This window comes from Noviherbaspirillum sp. FW303-A3 (genome assembly GCF_058788695.1).
Map to the genome: position 1 here is coordinate 5,116,811 of NZ_JBYTAZ010000001.1, position 19,783 is coordinate 5,136,593.

A 19,783-nucleotide genomic window follows, 5' to 3' on the forward strand; every position below is an offset into this window, starting at 1 on the left:
CGGAAAGCTGCAGGAATGTCATCGTCGGATGGGGCGAGCGGAACGGGCGGGAAGGCATCATCGAAAAAACGGCGGCGGTGTTCATGTTAACATCGACATGATACCGGCGGAAAGGTCCACCGGAGCAATTCCCGCATCGCTTTCGACCATCGTGACATCCTCCGCACATCTTCTTTCCGCATTGACCACGCCGGCGGTCATCCTCGACCGGCAGCGCCTCGAGGCGAATTGCGAGCGCATGGCGCAGCGTGCCGCACAGGCCGGCGTCCAGCTCAGGCCGCACCTGAAAACCGCAAAAAGCGCCGAGGTGGCGCGCATCGCGACGGCGGGGCGGTTCGGCGGCATCACTGTCTCGACGATGGCCGAACTTGCCTATTTCTTCGACGCCGGTTTTCGCGACATGACTTACGCCGTCGGCATCGTGCCGTCGAAGATGCCGGGCATCGAACGCTTCATCGCGCAGGGCGCGCGCGTGAACGTTGTCCTGGATTCGCTCCGGGCGGCTGAAGATATTGCCGGTCATGCCGGTGCACCCGTGCCTGTCCTGATCGAGATCGACTGCGGCGGCCATCGTGCCGGGGTCGCAGCGGAAAGCGACGCGCTGATCGCCATCGCAAAGCGCATCGCCGCCGCGCCGGGGCTGATGCTGCAAGGCGTGCTCACCCACGCCGGCCACTCCTACCACGCTGCCGATGATGCGGCGCGCAGGCAGATCGCGGCCGCCGAGCGCGATGCGGCGGTTCGCGCCGCGGAACGCATCCGCGCGGCCGGACTGCCGTGCGAAACGGTGAGCATCGGCTCGACGCCGACTGCGCTGACCGATGTTCCTCTGGATGGCGTGACCGAGATTCGGCCCGGCGTCTATGTCTTTTTCGACCTCTCGCAAGCCAGGCTGGGCGTGTGCGCCGTTGACGATATCGCCGTCAGCGTCCTGGCGACGGTCATCGGGCATCACCGCGAGTCCGGCCACCTGCTGGTCGATGCCGGCGCCCTCGCGCTGTCGAAGGATGTCAGCGCCAATGAGCACGACCCGCATATCGGCTACGGCCTGGTCTGCGACATCGAAGGGCGGCTGATCGACGGACTGCATGTGGCCGAGGTCCACCAGGAACACGGTTTTGTCCGCAGCGCCGGCGGTGCGCCACCCTTCGAACGCTTTCCCGTCGGTGCGCAGCTGCGCATCCTGCCCAACCACGCGTGCATGACGGTCGCGCCGTACCGAGAGTACAACGTGCTGGACCCGGCATCGGAAACATTGTCCCAATGGAGCAAGACATATGGCTGGTAAGCGCGTGCTGGTGATCGAAGACGATTCCGCCAACCTGCGGCTGATGGTATTGCTGCTGAAAGCGGCCGGATACCAGGCGACCGGCGTGTCGTGCGGTGGAGATGGGCTGGAAGCCGCCCGCAGGGACTTGCCGGACCTGATCCTTTGCGACGGACGCATGCCCGACATGACCGGTTTCGAGGTGGCACGCGAGATCCGGAACGATGCGGCGACGGCTGCTATCCCGATGGTCGCGGTGACGGGGCTTGTCCGCGACGGCGATCGCAGTGAATTGCTTGCTGCGGGGTTCAACGGCTATATTTCCAAGCCGTTCGATATCAAGACTTTCGCTACGCAGGTGGAAGCGTTCCTGCCCGGTTGATCAGTTGGCCGTACGCTGTTCGACAACGATCGCCAGGTTGAGCCGCTTGTTGTCGAGCACCATCCGTTCGAAATCGCCAGGGGCAACCGGAGGACTGAACAGGTAGCCTTGCAGCTGGTCGCAGCCAAGGTCGCGCAGGAAGGCCATCTGCTCCGGCGTTTCGACGCCCTCGGCGACGATTTCCTGGCGCAGTTGCTGGCCCATGGTCACGATGGCGCGGGCGATCGCGCAGTCGTTCTCCTCATGCGGCAGGCCGATCACGAATGCGCGGTCGATCTTGAGCGTGCTGATCGGGAATTTCTTCAGGTAGGCCAGGCTGGAATAGCCGGTGCCGAAATCGTCGAGCGCAAGCGCCAGACCGCGCGCCGCCAGTTCATTCATGATCGGGATAACCGTTTCCGGGCCGCGCACGAGCAGGGTTTCGGTGATTTCTAGCTTGATGCGGTCGGGCGTGACGCCATGGCGTTCGAGCACTTCCTGGATGCGGTCCGGCAGGTGGCGGTCGAACTGGCGCGATGAAAGGTTGACGGCGACCGGCGGCACATCGAGGCCGGCGTCCTGCCACTGGCGAATCTGCCGGCAGGCTTCTTCCAGCACCCAGGTGCCCAGATCGAGGATCAGGCCGGTTTCCTCCGCGACGGGAATGAAAATGCCGGGCGACACCATGCCGCGGTCCGGATGCTTCCAGCGCAACAATGCCTCGGCGCCGACAATGCGGCCGCTGCGCAGGCTGACCTTTGGCTGGTAGTGCAACTGCAGCTGGTTGCCGCCCAGCGCACGCCGCAATTCGCTTTCGAACCAGAGGTGTTCCTTTGCCCGCTGGTTCATCTCCGGGCTGTAGAACATGTAGCCGTTGGCGCCGTGGTCGTGCACGCGTACCCGGGCCGCATCGGCGTAGCGCAGCAGCGCCGCGGTATCCATGCCGTCTTCCGGATAGATCGAAATGCCGATGCTGGCGCCGATGCGCAGGTTGTGGTCGTCGATTTCGAAGGGATCGTCGAGCTTGATGAGCAGCTTGTTCGCGACGATGCCGGCGTGTTCCCGTTTCTGGATGTCGAACAGCGCGACGGCGAACTTGTCGCCGTCGATGCGCGCGAGGACGTCCTCATCGCGCAGGACATGGCGGAACCGGTTGCTCACTTCAACCAGCAGGGCGTCGCCGACTTCGTGCCCAAGCGTGTCGTAGATCGAATGGAACCGCTGCAATTCGATGACCAGCAGCGCGCCATGTCCCTTGGTGCGGCGCGCGGAGGTCAGCGCCTGGCCGACCAGCTGGTTCAGCAGGGCGCGGTTGGGCAGGCCGGTGAGCGTGTCGTAGTTGGCGAGGCGCTGCATGCGGGCCTCGGCTTCCTTGAAAACGCTGATGTCGGAAAAGATCGAGAAAGCGTGCGTGATCTCGCCCTTGTCATTGCGCACGACGCTGATGGTCACCGACTGCGGGAAGACTTCGCCGTTCTTGCGCCTGCCGAAAATCTCGCCTTGCCACGGGCCCGATCCTTTCATCGCCGAGCGCACCTGGGCGCGGAAGTCTGCCGTGTGCTTGCCGGAGCGAAGCAGGTCGGGGGTCTTGCCGATGGCTTCGGCGGCGGAGTAGCCGGTGATGCGGGTGAATGCCGTATTGACCGAGACGATGCGTTCCTCGCCGTCGGTGATCAGGATGCCCTGGTCGCTGTCTTCGATGATGCGGGCGTGCAGGCGCAGCTTGTCTTCGTCGGAGAGGCGTTCGGTGATTTCGGACATGCGGGCGATCATGCCCGCCGGGTGGCCGGCTTCGTCCGTGGTCATGGACAGCGCCAGGCTGGCCCAGAATATCTCGCCGGATTTCTTGCGGCGCCGGACTTCCATTAAGGGGGACGTGCCTTCCTCCAGGAAAAGCTCGGCGACTTCCTCGTCGTCGTCCGCATAGATGAAAAGCACATGCTGGCCGATGGCTTCTTCCTGCGAGTAGCCGAACAGGCGCTCGGCGCCGTCGTTCCAGCCGGTGATATAGCCCGCCGGGTCCATCGTGATGACCGGTTCGGCCGGTTTTGCCGTGGACGGCTCCTGTTGCGCTTCTGCCAGGGCCGCTTCCAGTTCGCTCAATGCCTGCAACTGGGCGGCGCCATCGAGCGAACGCACCTCGCGGCACAGCGCAAGGCAGCGCTCGATGGTCTTCGGATCAGGCATGTTTGCCTCCGGCGCTTTCGCGTACCACATCCAGCATCCATGCATGGGCCTGTACGGTCAGCAGGTTGAATTCCGGAGCGGGCAGGGCGATTGCCTGCAGGTGCGCTGCGATTTCAGCGTGTTCTGCGTGTTCCGCCGATTCGACCAGGGCAAGCAGCCGGCCGACCTCGCCTTCCCGGTGCAGCAGGGCGGACTGCAGCGACTCGCTGATTTTCAGCGGGCGCAGGACTTCTTCCAGGGGCATGCCGAACAGGATGCCGAGCAGCGAGAACATGCCCGCCATGAATGCCGATTCCTGGCCGGTCTTGTCCAGGCCGCTCGATTTGGCGAGCAATTCCATCAGGCGGGCGCGGGCGGCCACGCGTGCCAGCAGCATTGCAGAGCCTTCGTCGCCGGAGCGCGAGGAAAACAGCATCAGGTTGAGCCAGCGGCGCAGTTGCGCGCGGCCGAGGATCAGGATCGCCTGCGAGAAGCTGGTGACTTGCCGGCTCATGCCCATGCCCAGGGAATTGACCAGTCGCAGGAGATGGTAGGAAAGCGCAGGGTCACGCCGCAGCACGGCTTCGATCTCATGCGTATCCGCATCGGCCGACACGAGTTGTACGAGTTGGAGCGCCAGTGCGCGCGATGCAGCCTGGTTGCCGGCCGGCTTGGCGCGCGGGGCCATGTACCAGGGGCCGGCAATCCATTCCACCCGTGGCGGCAGGGCTTCCTCGGGAAGCGCCGCGAGATGGATGACCGATTCATCAGGCACGATGCGGCAGCCTGCATCCAGCAAGGCTTGTTCGAGCGCCGGCTCCAGGCCCGCCGCCCGCATGATGCAGGGAAAACGGCTTGCGAGCGTCCGGAAATCCTCGCCCTGCACAAGCGGCATGAACGCGTCCGCGGCACAGATGCTGAAGTCGAGCAGCAGCGCGGCTGGGGTACGGTTCTGGTCGGAGAGGACGTCTACCGACAGGAGCGGGACAGGATTCAGGGCGCTCATGGCGAGATCGGACGGCTAAATAACGAGACTGTTATGTTACCGCGAAAGGCCAGGAAGCGTTGATAAAGGGAAATTCTTTGTCGAAAAGATGTCGAGTCTGTTGCAGACGGTGTATCGGACGCGAACTCCTAGGCTTCGCGGAAGGGTGCGCACTTGGACTTCCGGATCGCCGATTTGCGTGCGTTGATGACTTCGCGCAGCGCGGCGGCGAGCATTTCCTGGCGGCGGTAGGCAGGAATCATGTGCGCGGTCAGGCTGTATGCACGCACGGTGCGCTCAAGGTTGCGCAGCGCGCGCAGTTCTTCGCTGTGTTGCTCGTCAAGCATCATGATGGTTTTTCCTGTTTAAAGCCACTCGGTATTCCCTAGACCGGTGCGTGTCGGATTTTGTTCCCTTATGGAAAATATCTGCCCGCGATTCAGGCAAGAAACTTCTAGTGTCCATCCTCTACAAATAATTAAAAGTCACTTCGAATGTATGTTTATAATAGTTTCCCAAATGCAATAACAATACGGAGACAACCCGGCAGTAGCGCAGGTGCGGCCAGGCCCGGCACCCTTCTTGCGCCTGACGAGGAGCCCCCATACGGATAAGGCGCCATGGATATTCCGGTAACGGCATCGCAGTCGAAAACGCTGTCGCTCAACCTCGGCGGCGAAATGGGGCACGCGTGTTTCCGGTTTGCCGGCACGCTGGTATTTGTCGTCTATGTCGCCATCGCGCATTGGGCTGGGCACATTGCCGACCTCAGGAATGCCGTCACCGGCATTGCCGCATATCTTGGCTTCGGCGCCATCTGGATTGGCGTGGTCGGGTTTTCGCTGCTGACCTTCCGCTCCCGCCGCATGATCTCCATCGTGCTGGACCAGGCGGTGTTCGCATTCGCCGTTTACCAGGGCGGGGACGTGCTGGCGCCCGTGCTTTGGGCGCCGGTGGTGATGGCAATCGGCAACGGGATGCGCAACGGCCCCCGGTTCGCGAAACTGTCCGCAGTCCTCGGCGGTGTCTGCATCGGCGGCGCGCTGTGGCTGTCGCCCTATTGGCATGCCGGCAAGCTGGTGACCGAAGGGATCGTACTGTCGATCATCGTCCTGCCCTGGTACACGCTCCTGCTGTCGGAACAGATCGCCCAGGCCAAGCGCGAGATGCAGCAGCGCGCGGCACGTTTCGAGTCCGCGTCCCGTACGGACTCCCTTACCGGCCTGATGAACCGCGCGGGCTTTTTCCAGTGCTTGCAGAAGCTGATCCAGGACATCGCGCGCAATGGCAACCGCAGCGCGGTCATGTTGCTGGACCTGGATGGCTTCAAGGGCGTCAACGATGTCTGCGGCCATGGCACCGGCGACGATGTGCTCAAATGCGTGGCCAACCGCCTGCATGATTGCGTCGATGCGGCGGACAAGGTGGCCCGCCTGGGCGGCGACGAATTCGGCATCGTCGTGGCCGACGCGTCCGACCTGCGCGAACTTGAAAGGCTGGCGCAATCGATCATCGAATCGATCGCCGCGATCCATGTGCACGGCCAGGGCGACATGCGTATCGGCGCCAGCGTCGGCATCTGCCTGCTGCCCGACGACGATTGCCATGACGAATCCTCCGTCATGGAAACGGCGGACCGCCTGATGTACAAGGCAAAGAAGGCCGGCAAGAATCGCTATTGCCTCAATCCCTGCTGAACCGGTGCGGCGATTGACGCCGGTTTGAGCATCCGCAAACGTCCCCCCTGCATGAAATCCTAAGGTTTCTGTAACGCTTGCTCGCGCAGGCCTGTACTGCTTCTTCGCGGCTCCAGAGAGGAATTCGAACAAGGCTTGCGCGAGCTCCAACTTCATGCCGGGGAGCAGTGAACCCGGCGGGCATGTCTCGCATCCAATGAGGCTAACCGCAAGGAGAGGACGATGACGGCGATTGTGCGTATCGATGATGAAGTCATCGGCATCGAGGATTTTGTCAGGACACTGAAGCTCACGGGCCAGTTCGAAGGTCTCATCGAGCAGATCGTCAGGGACAAGCTGACGGTGCGTGCGGCGAAGAAACACGGCGTGAAGGTGACGCCGGACGAGATCCAGGAGCGCGCCGACAATTTCCGCCGGGTCCAGGGGTTGCATCGCGCGGCCGACATGAACAACTACCTCAACGCGCTCGGCGTCAGCCTCGACGAGTTCGAGAATTTTGTCACCGACAGCCTGTACCAGGAAAAGATGATGGCCGACGTCTGCAGCGACAAGGCGGTGGAGCATTACTTCAAGCTCAACTCGCCGAAGTTCGACAGCATCGAGGTCAGCCACATGGTGCTCGATGCCGAAAACAAGGCCAAGGAAATGATCGCCTACCTGCGCGACGATCCCGACAGCTTCGAGGACATGGCAAGCGAACACTCTATCGCCGACACCAAGGAACAGGGCGGCCGCATCGGCAAGGTGCTGCGCGGATCGCTCAAGACGGACATCGAGGCCAAGGTCTTCAATGCCTCGGAGGGCGACCTGCTCGGACCGTTCCCTTCATCCGACAAGACGGTGTTCGAAATCTTCAAGGTGGACGCCAAGCATCCGGCCCGGCTCGATGAGGACACCGCCGCTGAGATCCGCCGCCTGCTTCGTGAAGAATGGCTGTTCGCCCGCGCGCAGGAACACATCATCGAAGCGCGTTGAGTCCGCTTCCTGATCCATGGACGCAGCGCAGAAGCAGCAGCAACCCCTCGCGGATTTCCTTGCGTCCGTCGAGATCCTTTCACCCTTCAACCGGGAAGAGATCGAACGCCTGGCGGAGCATGCGGAATCGCGCTTCTTTGCCTTTGGCGACACCGTCTGCAACGCAGGCGATCCGGCCGGAGGATTGTTCATCGTCAAGTCCGGTTCCGTGCGCGTATTCACCGAGGAGAACGGCAAGGAAATCAGCATGGGCGTGCGCAAGGAGCGCGAGGTCATTGCCGAGATCGCCATGCTGCGCGACTACCGGCACGAATCCTCGGTCCGTGCATCGCTGAAGACGGAACTGCTGTTCATCCCGCGCAAGGTCATCGAACCGATCATCGCGCGCAATCCGGCGGCGCTGGAATTCATCGCCAGCTATGTGGCGATCAGTTCCGCCGGCGGCTTCGTCACGCGCCTGTTCGACTTGCGGGGCAAAGTCAACAAGGCGGAGCTGGAAGAATTCGTGCGCAGCGTCGGCGTCAAGCGCGTCGCTGCCGGCAAGGACATTCTCAAGCAGGATGCGAAAGAAGACCGGCGCCTCTATGTGATTCGCCAGGGCGAGGTCAAATTGGTGCGCATGGAGGAGGGAACGGAATACCCGTTGGCAACCTTGCATCAGGGCGATATCTTCGGCGAGAAGGCGTGCCTGATGCGCCAGGAGCAGATGGTGACCGTCAGCGCCGTCACCGACACCACGCTGCTGGTGATCCCCGAGAAAACCATCCACGTCATCCTGGAGCGCAATCCAAAACTGCGTGAAGTGCTGGAAGACCGTATCCGCATCGTCGAACGGGAATTGCAGCGCCAGAAGAAGCTGGAGGAACGGCGCAGGCGTCCGGTACTGCTCGACCTCCAGTCGAAGCCCGAGATGGGCGAAAAGGTCATCCGGCGCTTCCCCCTGGTCGAGCAGGCCGAGGAAATGGATTGCGGTGCGGCCTGCCTCGCGATGATCTGCAAGCATTACGGCATCCCGATGACGCTGGGCAAGCTGCGCGAGCTGGCCAACGTGACCACGGCCGGCGCCACGCTCGACAGTCTTGCTCGGGTGGGCGATTCGCTGGGCTTCTCGACGCGCGGCGTGCAATGCACCTATGAGTCGCTGCTCGGCTTCCAGTTGCCCTTCATTGCGCACTGGGAGGGTTACCACTACATCATCATCTACGGCGTGTCGAAGTCGCACGTCTGGGTCGCCGATCCCGCCATCGGCTTCAAGAAGATGGCCGTGGAGGAATTCGAACGCGGATGGAGCGGCACCTGCCTCGTCTTCACGCCCGGGCAGGACATGGTGCAGCTGGCCGCGTCGCGTTCGCCGTGGATCCGCTTCGTCGGCTATCTCAAGCCGTACAAGAAAATCCTGCTGCACATCTTCCTCGCCACTTTCGTGATCCAGGTGCTCGGACTGGTGCCGCCGCTCATCATCCAGAACATCCTCGACGGCGTGATCGTCCACCAGAACGTCAACCTGCTGCACCTGCTGATCGTCGGCCTCGTCGTCTCCAGCCTGTTTTCCCAGCTGATGACGACGATACGCTCCTTCCTCGCCGGCTTCATGGTGCGCAACCTCGATTTCGCGATGATGTCGCATTTCTTCAAGCACACCATGTCGCTGCCGTTCTCCTTCTTTGCCAAGCGCAAGACCGGCGACATCCTGGCGCGCTTCCAGGAGAACCAGACGATCCGCGCCTTCCTCACCGAGTCGACGATTACGACCATCCTCAACCTGCTGATGGTGTTCATCTACTTCACCATCATGTTCCTCTACAACGTGAAGCTGACGATGGTGCTGATCGCCTTTGTCATCCCGATCATCGCACTGACCGTGCTGGCGACGCCGAAGGTGAAGAATTTCGCGCGGGAAGCATTCACCGCATCGACCGATGCCCAGGCCTTCCTGATGGAGACGCTGGGCGGCGTGGAAACCGTGAAGGGGATGGGCATCGAGCGGCCGGTCCGGCTCAAGTGGGAACGGAAGTACGTGAAGGCGCTGGAAGTGCAGTATCGCGCGCAGACCTTCGGCATCTGGATTTCCTTCGCGGGGCAGATCCTCAATGCCGCCACCACCATCGCCGTGCTTTGGGTCGGCGCCAGCCTCGTGCTGTCGCGCGAGTTGAGCATCGGCCAGCTGATTGCCTTCAATGCGCTGATGGGCAGCGTGCTCGCACCGCTGATGGGCCTGGTCGGCCTGTGGAACCTGCTCAACGATGCCGGCGTGGCGATGGAGCGGCTGGGCGACGTGCTCGACATGGAGCCCGAGCAGAAGCCGCAGGACTTGCCGTCGCGTGTCGTGCTGCCGGACCTGCAGGGCGAGATCAAGCTGGAAGGTATCTATTTCCGCTACGGCGGCGAAGATACGGCCTACGTCCTGGAGAACATCAGCCTCGACATCAAGCCGGGAGAACTGGTCGCCATCGTCGGACGCAGCGGTTCGGGCAAGACCACACTGGCCAAACTGCTGGTCGGCTTCTATCCGCCGACCGAGGGCAAGATCGTCGTGGATGGCTACGACATGAATGTGATCGACAAGGATTACTACCGGGCGCAAGTCGGCTATGTCATGCAGAGCAACCTGCTGTTCTCGGGCACGATCGCGGAGAACATTGCCAGCGGCGAAGAGAGCCCCGACCGCCGCCGCATCGAGGAAGTGGCCAAGATGGCCGACGCCCATGCCTTCATCGCCAAGCTGCCGTTGGGTTACGAACAGATCGTCGGCGAGCGCGGCATGGGGCTGTCCGGCGGACAGATCCAGCGCCTGTGCATTGCACGCGCGCTGTACCACGACCCGCGCCTGCTGGTGTTTGACGAAGCGACCTCCGCGCTCGATACCCAGTCCGAGAGCAACATCATGGGCAACATGCACGAGATCCTCAAGGGTCGCACGGCCGTTGTCATCGCGCACCGCCTCAGCACCATCATGCGCGCCGACAAGATCCTCGTGCTGTTCGAGGGCGCGGTGGTCGAGCAGGGTCGCCACGATGAACTGGTCGCCCGCAGGGGCATGTATTACGAACTGGTGCAGAAGCAGTTGAGCGCCGCATGAAGATATTCGACCAACGCCTCGGCGGCTCCAGCATCTCGTACGCCGGATTGCTGGAAAAGATCGAGATCATGCGCAATACCTTGCGCTGGTCTTCCAGGCTCGAACGTGCCGAGATCGAAAAGCTGCTGCGCCAGTCGAATGCCTTGCGCGACGAAGTGATGCAGTTGTCGCACAAGGAAAGGTTCGTGCGTGCCGCCAGCGCCGAAGTCGAGCCGATGGAGCCGGTGGAGCGCCCGCCGGGCGAACGCCGCCAGGGCCTGATGGATCGCAGCTTTATTTTCGAAGGGACTTTCGGGGACAATCCGAAGCTGCTCGAATCGCTGGAGATCGCCGAGAAGGCCGCTCCGTCCGACCTGCCTGTGCTGATCGACGGCGAAAGCGGCACCGGCAAGGAGCTGATGGCCAAGGTGATCCATGCCAACGGCTCGCGCGCCGACAAGCCTTATATCTCCGTCAACTGCGGCGCGATTCCCGAAAACCTGCTCGAGTCCGAACTGTTCGGACACAAGAAGGGCGCCTTTACCGGGGCGGCCAACGATCGCAAGGGCAAGTTCGAGAGCGCGCACCATGGCACCATCTTCCTCGACGAAATCGGCGAACTGCCCTTGCCCGGCCAGGTGAAACTGTTGCGCGTGCTGCAGGCGCACGAGATCCAGCGCGTCGGTTCGGACGAGGTTATCAATGTCGACACCCGCATCGTCGCCGCCACCAACAAGAACCTGCGCAAGCTGATCGCCGAGGGCAGCTTCCGCGAGGACCTGTTCTACCGCCTCAGCGTCATCCAGGTGACGCTGCCGCCGCTGCGCGAGCGCAAGGACGAAATTCCCCTGCTGTTTTCCTTCTTCGGCGACGAGGCGGCCGAGGCACTGAAGCGCCCCCCGGTGAAAATGACGCCCCGCCTGCGCGATTTCCTGCTGAATTACGCCTATCCCGGCAATATTCGCGAACTGCGCAACCTGATCTACCGCATTTCCTGCCTTGCCAGCGACATGGCCGACATCGTGCACCTGCCGGAAGACATCCGCCCGAAATCGTCGGCGCGCTCGATCACGGCCAGCGGCATCGATCTGGAAGCCATCAAGCTGACCTCGTTGAGCGATGCGAAACGCGCCGCCAGCGACGAGGCCGAGCGCGCCTTCCTGGAGCGCGGCCTGAAGGAGGTTGGTGGAACCGTGGCTGAATTGGCAAGACGCTGCGACATGAACCGCTCCCACTTGCAGATGCTGCTCAAGAAGCACGGCATCCGGTCAAAGGATTTCAGGCACCAGGCGGCGGATGGGCAGGACAAGAGCAAGACGCATTGATGCTGCTTTTGCAATGCCAAGGAGTTTCGGATTTTATTGAGCTGGATGCGCGCATCGCCACGGGGCAACGCAGTACACTGTGCGCTGCTTTCCGAAATGCCTGCGCCCCATGTTCAAGAGACTTCTCGACCGATTTTTCAACCGCGCGCCCGGACCGATGGAGCCGGAAGACGACCTCGCGCTCAATCCCCTGACCGTGTTCGCGATGGAAGCGCCGGCACAGGTCGAAATGATCGACGTCGACAACCTGTTCTTTCCCTGGCTGCTGGGGATGGGATCCGCCGTGGCGGAAGACATGGACGAAGCCGAGAACCGCCTGCTGCGGACGCTCAAGCGCGTTGCCGATTCCGACGATCCTGCGACCGTGGAACTTGTTCCCCGCATTCCTTCGGTGATCCCCATGCTGCTGCGCAGCCTGCGCGACCGCAATGTCTCCAACAGCCAGCTCGCCGAGCAGGTGGCGCACGATCCGGTGCTGGTGGCGGCGGTGCTCAAGCAGGTGAACAGTTCCTATTTCCGGCGCTCGTCTTCGGTGAACACGATCGAGGACGCGATCGCGATCATCGGCCAGAACGGCTTGCGCATGCTGGTCGCCAGTGTCGCTTTCAAGCCGCTGTTCAACGCGGGTCTCGGGCATTTCACGGCGGAAGGGGCGCCGAGGATGTGGGAGCTGGCGGATTCCTACGGCGTGGCCTGCCGTTACTTTGCCCAGTCCCGCCATGTCGACGGCTTTGAAGCCTTCCTCGCGGGCTTGCTGCAGAACGTCGGCGCGATCGTCGCACTGCGCGTGCTCGACCAGGCGGGCGGCGCCGCGCCGGGCGAACTGCGGTCGCTCGACTTCCAGGCATCGTTCGCGCATTACGCCCGGCGGCTCGCGCGCGTCGTCGGGAAGCATTGGGAATTTCCCGCGCAGGCGGTTGCCGCGGTCGACCGCACCGGTCCCGCTTCAGAACTCGGCGAAGCCGTGCGCCTCGCCGACCGGATCTGCAAGATCCACCTTCTGGTCAAGCACGGCCGCTTGCGGCCGGACCATGCAGAAGCCTGCCTCGAAGGGGACGAAGCCGCCGCCTGCTACAAGGAGATCCTTGCGGCAGAAGCGGCGCAGGAAAAGTCGGTGGCTTGAGGCCGCCGGCCACTCAGGACTCTTCCTTTCCGTTGTCGCGGTCGCGCGCCGGCAGGGCATCGCGGAAAACGTCGAAGGTCTTCCATGCAGGCACTGGAGGAACGTAGTCGGGCCGCGGCGCGTAGACCGAGTACTCCTGCAGGCGCATCTTGTGGATGTAGCGCGGGCAGTTCGGGAAAATCGTCTCGGCCTGCACTCGGATGATGAACACCGATCCCGGATATTCCTCCCGCAGCGGATCGTCCTCGCTGACTCGCGCCGTCCCGTTCACCCGCAATCGCTTCGGACTCTCGAAGTCGAGGAACAGCATGCCGATGTGCGGGTTCGCAAGGATATTTCCCCAGGTGCGGTACATCCCGTTGCCGTCGTAATCCGGAAAGGCGAGGGTACGGTCGTCGATAACATGGACGAATCCGGGAAGCCCGCCCTTGTATGAGCAATCTGGCCTGCCTTCCGCATCGGCCGTGGCGATGAAGAACATCGGACAACGTTCGATAAAGGCGCGGTCTTCGTCCGTGAACGCGGTACGCACCGTCACCTCGTTCAACCGCTCCGCCAGCTGGCGGGTGTCGCGGCGCTCCTGCAATTGCCGCATTCCCTCGTGATAAGTCATGCCCGGCATAAGGCCTCCTCGATGATCTCTTGCGGATTCTTCCAGCTTCTGACGGTCAGGCCATCCTGGTTTATGCGTCCGCAAACCTTGTTCAGATCAAGGAAATTGAAAAAAGCCGACTTCAGTGTTGATGCTAATGCTGTTCAATTAACGTTGCAAGGTAAAGAAGTCATCCCGGCTTTCGCCGGGATGGCGAGCGATGATCGAGCTTAAGTGAACGACATTACCCCGCCGGGGCCTTTGTTCGTTCATCCAGTCAGTTGCCTGACGACTCGCTCCCGCCGCCCTTGCGCTCGGCGCTTTGCGTCGACCCCATGGGCGCTTCGGTTTCGGCCGTCTTTGGTACACTGTCCGCAAACACCATCTTGCCGTTTTCCGTGCGCTTGTCGTCCCTGAACTCGCCTTCCCAGTAGCTGCCGTTGGCCCAAGTGTAGCGGCCCTGTCCGTGGCTTTTGCCGCGCACCCAGCTGCCATCGTAAACGTCGCCGCTCTTGAAGCGCGTGGCGCCGCGTCCGTGCGGCATGCCGTCCCGCACATCGCCTTCATACTTGCTGTCGTCCGCGAAGGTGATCGTCCCGCGGCCGTTCGGCATGTCACGTGCCCAATCGCCGCTGTAGCGCTGGCCGTTGTTCCAGACGAACTTGCCTTTGCCTTCCTTCATGCCACGCACCAGGGTTCCTTCGAACTGGTTGCCGTTGGTCCAGGTGACCTTGCCCGTGCCGGAAACCGCACCGGTCTTCGGGTCGACCGAGAAGTTGCCGGCCATGGTCTGGTCGTCCAGCACCAGCGGCTTGCGTCCGGGCGAGGTGGATGCGTCGGGTGCCGGAGCTGGCATCGGGCGTGATTCGGCCGGCGGTTTGGCTGTGATGACGGCCGGTGCCGCCTTCTCGGCAGGCTTGATGCTCGCCAGTTTGTCTTCCTGCGGCTTGCGTTCCACCGCTGGAGGTGGCGAAGGCGGTGGAACGGCGGAGGCATTGCCCTGGCCGGTGGACGATGCCGAAACAGAAGCCGGGTTGGATTCGGATGCCAGCGGGGCGGTGGCCGGTGCCGGCGTCGCCGGAGCGGACACGGTTGCAGGCGCCGGAGTGGGCGAGGGCACTGGCACCGGCGCTTCCTTCTTCGCGCTGGCAACCGGCGGCAGCGCGGGAACCGGTTCCTCCCGCTCGGCACGGTCCGGCTCCTTGAAGCTGGCGATCCTGTCCTTCGCCAGTGCCGCATACCGTCCCTTCGGATATTTCTTCACATAGGCCTCGTACGCGGTCTGCGTATGGACCGAGGTGGATGCGGTCCACAAGTCCTCTTCCGGCGACGAAGGCGCTTCCTTGGCCTGCTTGCTCTCCAGGCGCAGGCGAGCCACTGCGGCATAACGACCCTTGGGAAATTCCTTCAGGTACTTTTCATACGCGGTTGTCTTGTCCGCACTGCTTGCCATGCGCCAGATCTCATCTTCGCGTGTGGTCGACGGCAAGGGCGGTGCGGCCTGCTCGCGCAGGTACTTCTGCGCAGTTGCCTCGCTCGTGCGTGGCACTTCCTGCAGTGCAGGCGGCGGCACAGGGGCTTTCGCCACGGGCGGCATGGCCTGGGCCTGCTTCGCTTTTGATTCGGCAGGCACTTGAGGTACCGGCGGCGTCAGCGTGTAGGGCGATGCGGCGACGGTCTTGTCCTCCGCATCCTGCTCGGGCACCTCACTTGCACCGGAGGATTCCATCGTCGTGCTGCCGCCGGCATCCGCGCCCAGGTCTTTCCACGATTGCCCGGTACCGAGGTAAATGCCGGATGCAACGCCTGCGGTCAGCAGGATGCCGAGCAGCGCCCATTCCCGTTTGCCGTAGGTCGAGCCGGCGGGCATGAAATTTCTTGCCGGTTGCGACTGGGACCGCTGGCGCTCGCTGCGCTGGGTCGGCGGTGGCGCGATGCGCGTCCTGATATCGGGCATGGCATCGAGCGGCATCTGGGTACGCATCGGATCCATGGCCGTGGCGTGCACCATGGTGGTCGTGAAACCGGGATCCGAATGGGGAAGCGTGCGCGGGGCGGTCTCCATGATGTCGAGCGCATGGCGCAGCTCGGCGATGGAGCGGAAGCGCGCTTCCGGCTTGACGGACAGCGCCTTGTCGATGGCCGCGAGGAAGCCGGCGCTGTAGCGCCCCTTGCCGACTTCGCGCGCGGGCACCAGTTCGTCGTGCACCATGCGCGCGACTGCGGGCGGCGGCGCCTTGCCGGCAATCAGGTAGTACACGACCGCCGACAGCGCATAGATATCCGTCCACGGCCCCTGGCGCAGCCCGGCGATATCCGCATACTGTTCGATGGGCGCGTAGCCGGGTTTCAGGATGGCCGTCAGGCACTGCGTCAGGTCGCCGATCACACGGCGTGCCGCGCCGAAATCGAGCAGCAGCGGCCGGCCATCCTTGAGCAGCAGGATGTTGTCGGGCGCGATGTCGCGGTGCAGGCACTGTCCACGATGGATGATTTCGATCGCGTCGAACAGGTCGGCGAGGAGCACGCGTATCCACGACTCCGACGGCGTGATCCGGCGCTGCTTGAGCGCCTGCTTCAGGGTAATGCCTTCGTAGAACGGCATCACCATGTAGGCGGTGCCGTTGCCTTCCCAGAAGCGATGCACCTTCACCAGCGATTGCGAATCGAACTGCGCCAGCATCTTGGCCTCGTTGATGAAGCTCTTCAGGCCTGCCGTGAAGGTCTCGACGTTGTGTTGGGACCGGACCGTCACCGCCAGGCGCGTGGTGCGCTTGGCGAGACCGGAGGGCATGTACTCCTTCAGCGCCACCTGGCGTTCCAGCGAATGGTCATAGGCGAGGTATACGATGCCGAAGCCGCCTTCCCCGATCAGGTCGAGGATTTCAAACTCGCCCAGGTGCGTGCCGACCGGAAGGACGTTCGCGCCGTGATCCGCATCGTTTTCCGGCGACGGCCTGAACGGCATGCGCCTGGTTCGCAATGCAGTCTTCTGATTGAAATCGTTCACCATAGGAATCTACCGAGTCTGTGTGGACAGCCGTGCAGCGCAATGTGCAAGGAACAACCGCTACTAGCACCTTTGGTGCCAGCATGTCCCGCCGCGCCGGAAAGGGCTGCGCGCGTGTGATTCCGGCCTCGATCTGCGCAGGATGAGCGAAGTTCGCTGCGGCGCATGGAGGCGGAAGGTGCGGGCGTCGTGGCGGGCCGGATTGAATGCATGGCGGCTGTCGGGGCATGTCCAACATCTGGATGCCGGCGCGTGACAGGCTGTTGGTAATTCAGCGACACGCCGGCCTCATCGGATCATGCGCGCGCCCGGTTCTGCAGGCGGGCGCATGATCCCCCGATCATGATCGTCGCGTGAGGATCGCAGGGCTTGATCTGAATCGCTATTTGTCGATATTCCGCATGCTTAGAGGGCGGGATTCAACACTGTCTGTTCCGTGATGTGCATATCGTCCGCACGCACAACCACGGCGGAAATATTGTCGCGCCCGCCGCGCATGAGGGCGATCTCGACCAGTTCATTCGCTGCCTGCGGGCAATTGCCGGTAACGAGCGCGGCGCGCATCTCCTGGTCGGTCACTTCATTGCTCACGCCGTCGCTGCACAGCAGGAAGATATCGCCGTCGGCGACTTCGATCATCTCCCCATCCACTTCCAGCAGTTCCGCCGCACCGACGGCGCGGGTGATCAGGTTGCGGGCGGGATGATGGATGGCGGCCTCTGCCGTGAGCGTGCCGGACGAGAGCAGTTCCTCGACCTGGCTGTGGTCGCGTGTCAGCTGCAGCAGGTGGCCGTTCCTGCAGAGATAAATGCGGCTGTCGCCGGCCCACAGGTAGGCGCAGCGTCGTCCGCAAGCAAGCAGGACGACAACGGTGCTGCCGATGATCTGCGCGCCGCGGTTGTACGCCTCGGTGCGCAACTGGCGGTTCACCGCCTGCAGGCTGGCCTCCGCGGCGTTGGCAAACTGCTCGAGCGATTCAAACGGATGCAAGTCCGAGAGCGCGGAGACGATGGCGTTGCTGGCGAAGTCGCCCAGCGTATGTCCGCCCATGCCGTCGGCGACGGCCCAGATTCCCCGATCGGCGATTTCGAGGATGGAGTCTTCGTTGATCTTGCGGACCAGGCCCGCGTGCGTGCGGGAGGACGACGTCCATTTGAATGGCGTGGTTTGCGTCACGTTCACCTCCGGCGGCGGGCGGAAAGGAGGAAATCTTCCCTGCGATGAGTATAGAACCAGTGACGCGGAATGCACGCCTTCCCGCGCAAAACAATTGTGGTGCGTCTAATGCTTGACGTTTGTGCTGCTCTCGTTGAGGCCGACATTGATGTTCGCATTGGCGGCCGAGTTGTTGATGTCGACCACCTGGACCTGGTTGATCATCTGGTCGGCATAGTTGTTGATCTGGTAGAAGTTGACCACCGAGCCCGAGCCGAACGGATTTGCGTTGCGGCTGTAGGGACGGATCCAGCCGTAGACCCAGCCTCCGTTGCCGCCGCGTATGGCGGACATGGCCTTGCGGTCGAGAATCTGGTCAGTACGCAGGTCTTTGATCGTGATGGTTGCCATTTCTTGTCTCCGAGTGCTTTTATTGGGCGGTCAGCGATAGTGGTGCAAGCGCCATGCCATGCACGGTGTCAGAATGCGACGCCGGCATAACCCCATTGGGCCGGGCTGACGTTCAGGCTGGGCGGAACGAAACCGGCGCCGATCACGCCGATGTTGTTGAGCGCGTTGACTTCGACGTTCTGGAACTGCGCGATATTCTGGGTAACGCCTACATTGACGTTGGCGATCGGGCCGAGACCTTTCAGCCAGGAATTGCCGCCGCGGATGGCGGACAGGGCTTTACGGTCGAGGTCTGCGGTGCGGGGCAGGTCGTGGATCATGATGCTGGACATGGCGGTTCTCCTTGGATTCGGTTGGCTGGGTGGAGGCGCAAGGGGCCTCCACCGGATCGTCGCTTGCTTAGAAGTTGATGCTGTTGTTGCCGGTTTGCGTCGGGTTGACGGTGGAGCTGATGCAGTTTGCGAAAGCAACGTTGTTGCCGTTGTTGTTCACCACGTCCTGGCACTGGCCGATCAGCTGCTCGGCCTTGATCGAGGTGTTGGTGGCGCCGTAGCCCGGCATCCAGGACGGCACAGCCGCCTTGTAGTAGCCGCCGCGTACGGAAGCCATTGCGGCGCGGTCGAGTTCGGTTGCGGTGGCGAGGTCTTTGATCAGCAGGGTAGTCATGAGTAAATCTCCTGGAAATTGGTTTGAGGTGGAAGAGCATTTCGTTGCGCTCGACTACTCTATTGCGAGGAGTGTGCCAGCATCCTCGCCTGGTTGGTGAGTAGTGCCTAAGTCATTGAATAGTGAGGAATTTTGAGGGATTTCGCGAGATATCGTGATACCTTTTGCACTCGCTGCCCATGCGGGGGTGATGGGGCGGGACCAACAGGTGCGCCCGCACTGTCTGGTCAGCCGCGACAAGGGCAAGTTGCTGCCGCGGGAGCAAGGTCAATATCGATTGTTTCCGTCCTGAGCTTCCTCAACCGGCGCGAAAAGTCCGGCTGTTAAAGTCATGCGACTACAAGCAGGTCGGCACGACAAACGCCGGAGGCCGTTACCAAGAGTCGTAACTTAAAAAAGGACCAACACTCATGCAAACACGAATCAAGGCACTCGTATCGGTCGCGGCACTGTCGCTGTCTTCGGCCGCAATGGCAAACTCGGAAGGCCTGACTGTCGAGATGAGGGCGCTTAGCGAAAGCGGCGCCGGCGCCTCCGTCGGCAAGGTCGTCCTTCGTGAAACGCAATACGGCCTCGAGTTGACGCCGACGCTGAGCGGGCTCACACAGGGCGTGCACGGCTTCCATGTACATGAAAACCCAAGCTGCGATGCGAAGGAGCAGAACGGCAAGATGGTGGCCGGACTTGCGGCGGGCGGCCATTACGACCCGGCCGGTACAAAGAAGCATGGCCTGCCGTGGGGGAACGGGCACCTGGGCGACCTGCCGCCGCTTTATGTGGACATGACGGGGAATGCCAGCAACCCGGTTCTCTCGCCGCGCCTCAAACTGGCGGATGTGCGCGGACGCTCGCTGATGGTCCATGCGGGCGGGGACAACCATTCCGACCATCCGGCCGCACTGGGAGGCGGCGGTGCGCGCGTTGTCTGCGGAGTGATCCAGTAAAACTGGAAACGCCCGTCGCGGGACGGGCGTTTTCTGCCTGATCGCGGT

General features: G+C 62.5%; 17 protein-coding genes. 8 read left to right on the forward strand and 9 right to left on the reverse strand.

Going from position 1 to position 19,783, the window contains the following annotated elements:
- Positions 1 to 151 precede the first annotated feature (151 nt).
- Together AC3WOY_RS24495 and AC3WOY_RS24500 are read left to right on the forward strand one after the other, a co-directional pair.
- Positions 152 to 1,288 carry an alanine racemase gene (locus AC3WOY_RS24495; RefSeq protein ID WP_492428571.1) on the forward strand — a complete coding sequence of 379 codons (1,137 nt, stop codon included), beginning with the start codon at positions 152 to 154 and terminating at the stop codon, positions 1,286 to 1,288.
- Positions 1,278 to 1,649 (forward strand): response regulator, encoded by a 372-nt coding sequence (locus AC3WOY_RS24500; protein ID WP_492428573.1) that lies wholly within the window; start codon positions 1,278 to 1,280, stop codon positions 1,647 to 1,649. The genes AC3WOY_RS24495 and AC3WOY_RS24500 overlap by 11 nt, the downstream gene beginning before the upstream one ends.
- Here AC3WOY_RS24500 and AC3WOY_RS24505 read toward each other — a convergent pair whose 3' ends face one another.
- From AC3WOY_RS24505 to AC3WOY_RS24515, 3 genes are all read right to left on the reverse strand, one after another.
- Positions 1,650 to 3,815 (reverse strand): putative bifunctional diguanylate cyclase/phosphodiesterase, encoded by a 2,166-nt coding sequence (locus AC3WOY_RS24505; protein ID WP_492428575.1) that lies wholly within the window; start codon positions 3,813 to 3,815, stop codon positions 1,650 to 1,652.
- Positions 3,808 to 4,800 (reverse strand): EAL and HDOD domain-containing protein, encoded by a 993-nt coding sequence (locus AC3WOY_RS24510; RefSeq protein WP_492428577.1) that lies wholly within the window; start codon positions 4,798 to 4,800, stop codon positions 3,808 to 3,810. The genes AC3WOY_RS24505 and AC3WOY_RS24510 overlap by 8 nt, the downstream gene beginning before the upstream one ends.
- 128 nt (positions 4,801 to 4,928) lie before the next feature.
- Positions 4,929 to 5,129, reverse strand: coding sequence for a hypothetical protein (locus AC3WOY_RS24515; protein ID WP_492428579.1), 201 nt, complete (start codon positions 5,127 to 5,129; stop codon positions 4,929 to 4,931).
- 270 nt (positions 5,130 to 5,399) lie between these two features.
- On the opposite strand from AC3WOY_RS24515, the gene AC3WOY_RS24520 reads away from it, so the two are divergent.
- From AC3WOY_RS24520 to AC3WOY_RS24540, 5 genes are all read left to right on the forward strand, one after another.
- Complete coding sequence (locus tag AC3WOY_RS24520; protein WP_492428581.1) at positions 5,400 to 6,476, forward strand: GGDEF domain-containing protein; 1,077 nt, start codon at positions 5,400 to 5,402, stop codon at positions 6,474 to 6,476.
- 222 nt (positions 6,477 to 6,698) lie between these two features.
- Positions 6,699 to 7,451, forward strand: a complete 753-nt coding sequence (locus tag AC3WOY_RS24525) for a peptidylprolyl isomerase (RefSeq protein WP_492428583.1) — start codon at positions 6,699 to 6,701, stop codon at positions 7,449 to 7,451.
- A 16-nt stretch (positions 7,452 to 7,467) separates the two neighbouring features.
- Positions 7,468 to 10,530, forward strand: a complete 3,063-nt coding sequence (locus tag AC3WOY_RS24530; RefSeq protein ID WP_492428585.1) for a peptidase domain-containing ABC transporter — start codon at positions 7,468 to 7,470, stop codon at positions 10,528 to 10,530.
- Positions 10,527 to 11,834, forward strand: coding sequence for a sigma-54 interaction domain-containing protein (locus AC3WOY_RS24535; RefSeq protein ID WP_492428587.1), 1,308 nt, complete (start codon positions 10,527 to 10,529; stop codon positions 11,832 to 11,834). Before AC3WOY_RS24530 ends, AC3WOY_RS24535 begins: the two co-directional genes overlap by 4 nt.
- 109 nt (positions 11,835 to 11,943) lie before the next feature.
- Positions 11,944 to 12,957: an HDOD domain-containing protein gene (locus tag AC3WOY_RS24540; RefSeq protein ID WP_492428589.1), complete on the forward strand. Its 1,014-nt coding sequence runs from the start codon at positions 11,944 to 11,946 to the stop codon at positions 12,955 to 12,957.
- Between the two features lie 13 nt (positions 12,958 to 12,970).
- Here AC3WOY_RS24540 and AC3WOY_RS24545 read toward each other — a convergent pair whose 3' ends face one another.
- The 6 genes from AC3WOY_RS24545 to AC3WOY_RS24570 form a co-directional block, all read right to left on the reverse strand.
- Positions 12,971 to 13,579, reverse strand: coding sequence for a pyridoxamine 5'-phosphate oxidase family protein (locus AC3WOY_RS24545; RefSeq protein ID WP_492428591.1), 609 nt, complete (start codon positions 13,577 to 13,579; stop codon positions 12,971 to 12,973).
- 247 nt (positions 13,580 to 13,826) lie between these two features.
- On the reverse strand, positions 13,827 to 16,532 hold the full coding sequence (locus AC3WOY_RS24550) for a protein kinase domain-containing protein (RefSeq protein ID WP_492428593.1): 2,706 nt from the start codon (positions 16,530 to 16,532) through the stop codon (positions 13,827 to 13,829).
- Between the two features lie 432 nt (positions 16,533 to 16,964).
- A complete protein-coding gene (locus AC3WOY_RS24555; protein WP_492428595.1) occupies positions 16,965 to 17,735 on the reverse strand; it encodes a PP2C family protein-serine/threonine phosphatase in 771 nt (256 codons plus the stop codon).
- 105 nt (positions 17,736 to 17,840) lie between these two features.
- Positions 17,841 to 18,125, reverse strand: a complete 285-nt coding sequence (locus AC3WOY_RS24560) for a hypothetical protein (protein WP_492428597.1) — start codon at positions 18,123 to 18,125, stop codon at positions 17,841 to 17,843.
- A gap of 68 nt (positions 18,126 to 18,193) precedes the next feature.
- On the reverse strand, positions 18,194 to 18,457 hold the full coding sequence (locus AC3WOY_RS24565) for a hypothetical protein (protein ID WP_492428599.1): 264 nt from the start codon (positions 18,455 to 18,457) through the stop codon (positions 18,194 to 18,196).
- A gap of 67 nt (positions 18,458 to 18,524) precedes the next feature.
- Entirely contained in the window at positions 18,525 to 18,791 is a 267-nt protein-coding gene (locus tag AC3WOY_RS24570; RefSeq protein WP_492428601.1) for a hypothetical protein, read from the reverse strand.
- A gap of 410 nt (positions 18,792 to 19,201) precedes the next feature.
- Here AC3WOY_RS24570 and sodC point away from each other — a divergent pair, with 410 nt between their 5' ends.
- On the forward strand, positions 19,202 to 19,735 hold the full coding sequence (gene sodC, locus AC3WOY_RS24575) for a superoxide dismutase [Cu-Zn] SodC (protein ID WP_492428603.1): 534 nt from the start codon (positions 19,202 to 19,204) through the stop codon (positions 19,733 to 19,735).
- Positions 19,736 to 19,783 lie beyond the last annotated feature (48 nt).